This is a genomic window from Azoarcus sp. TTM-91, from assembly GCF_012911025.1.
GTDB lineage: Bacteria > Pseudomonadota > Gammaproteobacteria > Burkholderiales > Rhodocyclaceae > Azoarcus.
Genome location: NZ_WUEI01000197.1, coordinates 1 through 4560, shown reverse-complemented (window position 1 = coordinate 4560; position 4560 = coordinate 1). Strand labels below are relative to the sequence as shown.

Here is a 4560-nt window from a genome sequence, read left to right as displayed (position 1 = left end):
CCGTGGGGCGGGGGCATCTGCCGGTCGTGGCGCTGGCTGCGCGGGATGATAGCGGCGCGCGCTTGCGCCGGTGCGGCGGATGCGCCGCGGTCGTGACGCAAGCCACTGTTCCTGTGAGGAAAAGGCCGCGGGCGGCGGCGTAACCCACCGACCGGGCAGGGCATGCAGCAAGAAGGCCGGGCAGGCCGGCCTTCTTGCTGCATGCCGCGCCGGGAGCGGGGCTTACACCCCGGCGGCGGCGCCGTCGCTGCGCGGGTCGGCTGCGCCTTCGATGACGCCGTTGGGGTGGCGTACCAGCGCGCCGGCGTGGCCCATGGTGTCGCTGAAGGCTTCGTCCAGCAGTTCCACCTGGTGGCCGGCGTCGCGCAGGGCCTGCACCAGCGCCGGGTCGAAGCGGCTTTCCAGCTTGAGGCTGGTGCTGACGTCGCCCCAGGTGCGGCCGAGCAGCCAGCGCGGCGCGCTCACCGCCTGCTGCAGGCTCTGGCCGAACAGGGCGTAACGGCTGAACACCGCCGCCTGGGTTTGCGGCTGGCCTTCGCCGCCCATGGTGCCGTAGGGCATCACCCGGCCGTCGTCGAACAGCGCCAGCGAGGGGTTCAGGGTGTGGAAGGGCTTGCGGCCCGGCTCCAGAGTGTTGAGCGCGGCCGGGTCCAGCGAGAAGCTGACGCCGCGGTTCTGCCAGGTGATGCCGGTGTCGCGCAGCACCACGCCGGAGCCGAACTCCCAGTACACGCTCTGGATGAAGCTCACCGCGCGGCCTTCGCGGTCGATGGCGCCCATCCAGATGGTGTCGCCCGGCGCCGCCGGGTCCGGCCACGGCAGGGCGACCTGCATGTCGATGTCGGCGGCGCGTTCGGCCAGCGCGGCGGCGGTGAGGAAGCTGCGCGGATCGGCCGGCAGGCGGCGAGGGTCGGTGACCACCCGGTCGCGCACGCGGAAGGCGCGCTTGGTGGATTCGACCAGGCCGTGCACGTAGGCGAAGCCCTCGCCCTCGGTGACGCCCAGGCGGTCGAAGATGCCGAGGGTCATCAGCGCGGCCAGGCCCTGCGTCGGCGGCGGCAGGTTGTAGATGGTGCTGCCGCGCAGGCGCACCGACAGCGGCTCCACCACCTCGGCGCGGTAGCCGGCGAGGTCGGCGGCGCGCAGCGGGCTGCCCAGGCGCTCCAGCTCGGCGGCGATGCGGGCGGCGGTCTCGCCGCGGTAGAAATCGTCCAGGCCGCGATCGGCCAGGGTGCTCAGGGTGTTGGCCAGCGCCGGCTGGCGCAGCAGCTGGCCGCGTTCCGGCGGCGCGCCGCGCACCAGGAAGGTCTCGGCGAAGCCGGGGGCATCGCGCAGGCCGTCGAACTTGCTGCGGGTGAGCGCCGCCTGGCTGGCGGTGACGGCGACGCCGTCGCGGGCGTGGCGGATGGCGTCGGCCAGCAGGCGCGACAGCGGCAGCGCGCGGCCCCAGGGCGCGGCGGCGAGCAGCGCCTGCTGCCAGCCGCCGACGGTGCCGGCCACGGTGAGCGCCGCCAGCGGGCCGCGCGAGGGAATGGCGTCGTGGCCGGCGTAGAACTCGCGGTTCGCCAGCGCGGCGGCGGAGCCGCAGGCGTCGATGGCGATGGGCGCCTTGCCGGGCTCGTGGATCAGCCAGAAGCCGTCGCCGCCGATGGCATTCATGTGCGGATAGACCACCGCGATGGCGGCGGCGGCGGCAACCATGGCCTCCACCGCGTTGCCGCCGTCGCGCAGTACGTCGCGGCCGGCCTGGGCGGCGAGGTGGTGCGGGGCGACCTGCATGCCGCCGACGGCGGCCAGCGTGTTGAGCATCTCGTAACTCCGTGGGGGCGGAGGAGCGAGCATGCCTGAGCGGCGCGCCGGAGGGAACTACGGGGTGTGCCCCGCGATGGGGAATGGCGTCCGGGTGTGGCTTGGATGCCGCAAGGGTGCGCCTGCGGGCGCTTTGGCCGCGTGTCCGGGAGGGGGCCGCTGCCGTGTCGCCGGCGGGGCCGGCCCCTGCTTCGTCAGCCGCGCAGGCGGCTCCAGTCCACCGCGTCCAGCGTGTTCTTCACCAGCAGGCCGATCTCGGTGTCGCCTTCCATCAGCAGGCGGCGGGAGAAGAACAGGGTGTCGGCGTCTTCCTCGCGCAGGGCGAGGGCAAGGTAGTCGCGCACGCTGGCGGTGAGGGTGAGGTCGGCGGCCAGGTGGGCGGCCAGCGGGCGGAAGCGGCCGCTGGCGAGGCCGAAGTCCAGCGTCAGCCCGGCGTCGCTCACCCGCAGGCGCAGGCGGCGGCCTTCCAGCGCGGCGAGGTCTTCCCGCGGCAGGATGCGGCCCAGCGCGAGGTTGAGGGCGCCGCACAGCGCCAGCGCCGGCGGTTGCTGGGGCAGGCGGGCGACGACGCGGCCGAAGGGCGCCGGCAGCGCGAAGGCGGGAATGCGCACGCTCTGCAAGCGGCGGCCGAGGCGTTCGGCGAGCGGCGACAGGATGCGCTGGCGCAGGGCGCCGGGCAGCAGCAGGGTGGCGGGCGAGGGCGGGAAGGAGGCGGACATGGCGGGATTCCGGAAGGCGGTCGGAAGGAAGCGGATGTGGCTGGGCGCGTGCTGGAGAAGGGCAGGCCACCTACATGGCGACGTACTGCTCCACCCCCGGCCGGCCGTGCCAGAAGCCGTTGCATGGCGCGGCCGGCATGTGGGCGGCGCTGACGGCGAAGGCGCTCTCCGGGCTGCGCTGGCCATCCAGCGCGGCGCGGAAAAGCTGGATGATCTCGCGGCTGTCGGCGCCCTGTGGGCTGATGCGCAGCACTTCGGCATGGGGCAGCAGCGCCGGCAGGTCGCCGAGCAGGTTGTGCACCCGGGCGGACTGGGTCTGCACGCCGTTCAGCGTCAGGAAGGGTTCGCCTTCGCGGGTGCGCAGCACCAGACCGTCGGCGATGCCCAGGCAGCGGAACTCGCAGCTGTCCTTCTGCAGGTTGTAGTGGCGGGCGGTGAAGCAGCGCGCCGAGTGCGCCAGCGGCAGGCGGCCATAGGCGAACACCTCGGTTTCCAGCGGCGCTGGCAGCGCGGCGCGCAGGCCGGCCAGCACTTCGCCGGACATCTCCGGCGGTACCACCCAGCGGCTGGCGCCGGATTCCACCAGCAGGCCCAGCGTGTGCGGGTTGAAGACATTGAGCGTGGGGCCGGCGATCCAATCGCGGCGGCCGGCTTCGGCGAGCAGGCGCACCGCGGCGAAGTCGTTGGCCTCCACCCGGAAATCGCCCTGGCCGACGATGCGGCGCAGGGTCTTGAGGTCGGACTCGGATTCGATCAGCGACTGGCTGGACAGCACCGCTTCCTTGCCGGCGGCGGCCAGCATGGCGGCCACCTCCAGCCAGTCGTCCAGGCGGAGTTCGTGGCGGCGGGAACAGACCGTTTCGCCGAGGTGCACGATGTCCACCGGGCTGTCGGCGATGGCGGCGTAGAAATCCAGCACGCTCTGGCGCGGCCAGTAATAGAGCAGGGGGCCCAGGGATAGCTTCATGGTGTTTCTGGTGGCGGGCGCGTGGGTGTTCAGCGGAGCGTTCATTTCCACGGCCGGTAGTAGGCGCCGAGGGTGTGGCTCTGGCCCTCGGAAACCTTGTTCAGTTCGGCCATCCAGGCGGGTTGGGCCTGGAAGCTGGCGGGGTCGAGGGCGAGGCGGTCGAGGGCGGCGCGCCACACCTTGGTGACCTGGGCGACGTAGGCCGGGCTGCGCTGGCGGCCTTCGATCTTGATCGCCGACACGCCGACGCGGGCCAACTCCGGCAGCATCTCCAGGGTGTTGAGGCTGGTCGGCTCCTCGATGGCGTAGTAGGTCTCGTCGTTCACCTCGAAGCGGCCCTTGCACAGCGTCGGGTAGCCGGCGCGCTCGTCGGCGCCGAAGCGGTCGATGAGGATGCCGTTGAGCCGCGTTTCCATGCCCTTGGATGTCTGTTCCCAGCGCACATGCTTGCCGGGCGAGCAGGCGCCGTTGCAGTTGGGCGATTCGCCGGTGGCGTAGGCGGACAGCGCGCAGCGGCCCTCCACCATCACGCACAGGCCGCCGAAGCCGAACACCTCGATCTCCACCGGGCTGTTGGCGATCACCTTTTCCACCTGGGCCAGCGACAGCACCCGCGGCAGCACCGCGCGCTGGATGCCGAAGCGCTCGTGGTACCAGGCGATGGCCTCGTAGCTGGTGGCGGAGCCCTGCACCGAGAGGTGCAGCCGCAGCTGCGGGTGCGTCTTGGCGGCGTAGGCCATGAGGCCGGGGTCGGCGAGGATGACGGCGTCGATGCCGAGCGCGGCGGCGCGGTCCACCGCGGCGGTCCAGTCCGCCCAGTTGGCGGACTGCGGGTAGGTGTTCAGCGCCAGCAGCACCTTGCGCTTGCGCGCATGGGCGTAATCCACGCCTTCGCGCATCTGGCGGGCGTCGAAGTTGAGGCCGGTGAAGTTGCGGGCGTTGGTGGCGTCCTTGAAGCCGAGATAGACGCAGTCGGCACCGTTGTCGATGGCGGTCTTGAGCGCCGGCAGGGAGCCTGCGGGGCAGACCAGTTCGATGCGCTGGGAGGCGGGGGTCATGAAGAGG

General features: G+C 72.5%; 4 protein-coding genes. All 4 read right to left on the bottom strand.

Annotated elements, in window-relative coordinates; genetic code table 11:
• Positions 1–222 precede the first annotated feature (222 nt).
• A complete protein-coding gene (locus GRF61_RS23360; protein WP_169153011.1) occupies positions 223–1809 on the bottom strand; it encodes a gamma-glutamyltransferase family protein in 1587 nt (528 codons plus the stop codon).
• Between the two features lie 194 nt (positions 1810–2003).
• Positions 2004–2528, bottom strand: coding sequence for an SCP2 sterol-binding domain-containing protein (locus tag GRF61_RS23355; RefSeq protein ID WP_169153010.1), 525 nt, complete (start codon positions 2526–2528; stop codon positions 2004–2006).
• A 70-nt stretch (positions 2529–2598) separates the two neighbouring features.
• Positions 2599–3495, bottom strand: coding sequence for a U32 family peptidase (locus GRF61_RS23350; RefSeq protein ID WP_169153009.1), 897 nt, complete (start codon positions 3493–3495; stop codon positions 2599–2601).
• Between the two features lie 41 nt (positions 3496–3536).
• Positions 3537–4553, bottom strand: a complete 1017-nt coding sequence (locus tag GRF61_RS23345) for a peptidase U32 family protein (RefSeq protein WP_169153012.1) — start codon at positions 4551–4553, stop codon at positions 3537–3539.
• Between the last annotated feature and the right edge of the window lie 7 nt (positions 4554–4560).

What these genes read in the sequence shown, in the direction of transcription:
- GRF61_RS23345 (WP_169153012.1), bottom strand. Translation starts at nt 4,553, where the DNA reads ATGACCCCCGCCTCCCAGCGCATCGAACTGGTCTGCCCCGCAGGCTCC.
- GRF61_RS23355 (WP_169153010.1), bottom strand. Translation starts at nt 2,528, where the DNA reads ATGTCCGCCTCCTTCCCGCCCTCGCCCGCCACCCTGCTGCTGCCCGGC.
- GRF61_RS23360 (WP_169153011.1), bottom strand. Translation starts at nt 1,809, where the DNA reads ATGCTCAACACGCTGGCCGCCGTCGGCGGCATGCAGGTCGCCCCGCAC.
- GRF61_RS23350 (WP_169153009.1), bottom strand. Translation starts at nt 3,495, where the DNA reads ATGAAGCTATCCCTGGGCCCCCTGCTCTATTACTGGCCGCGCCAGAGC.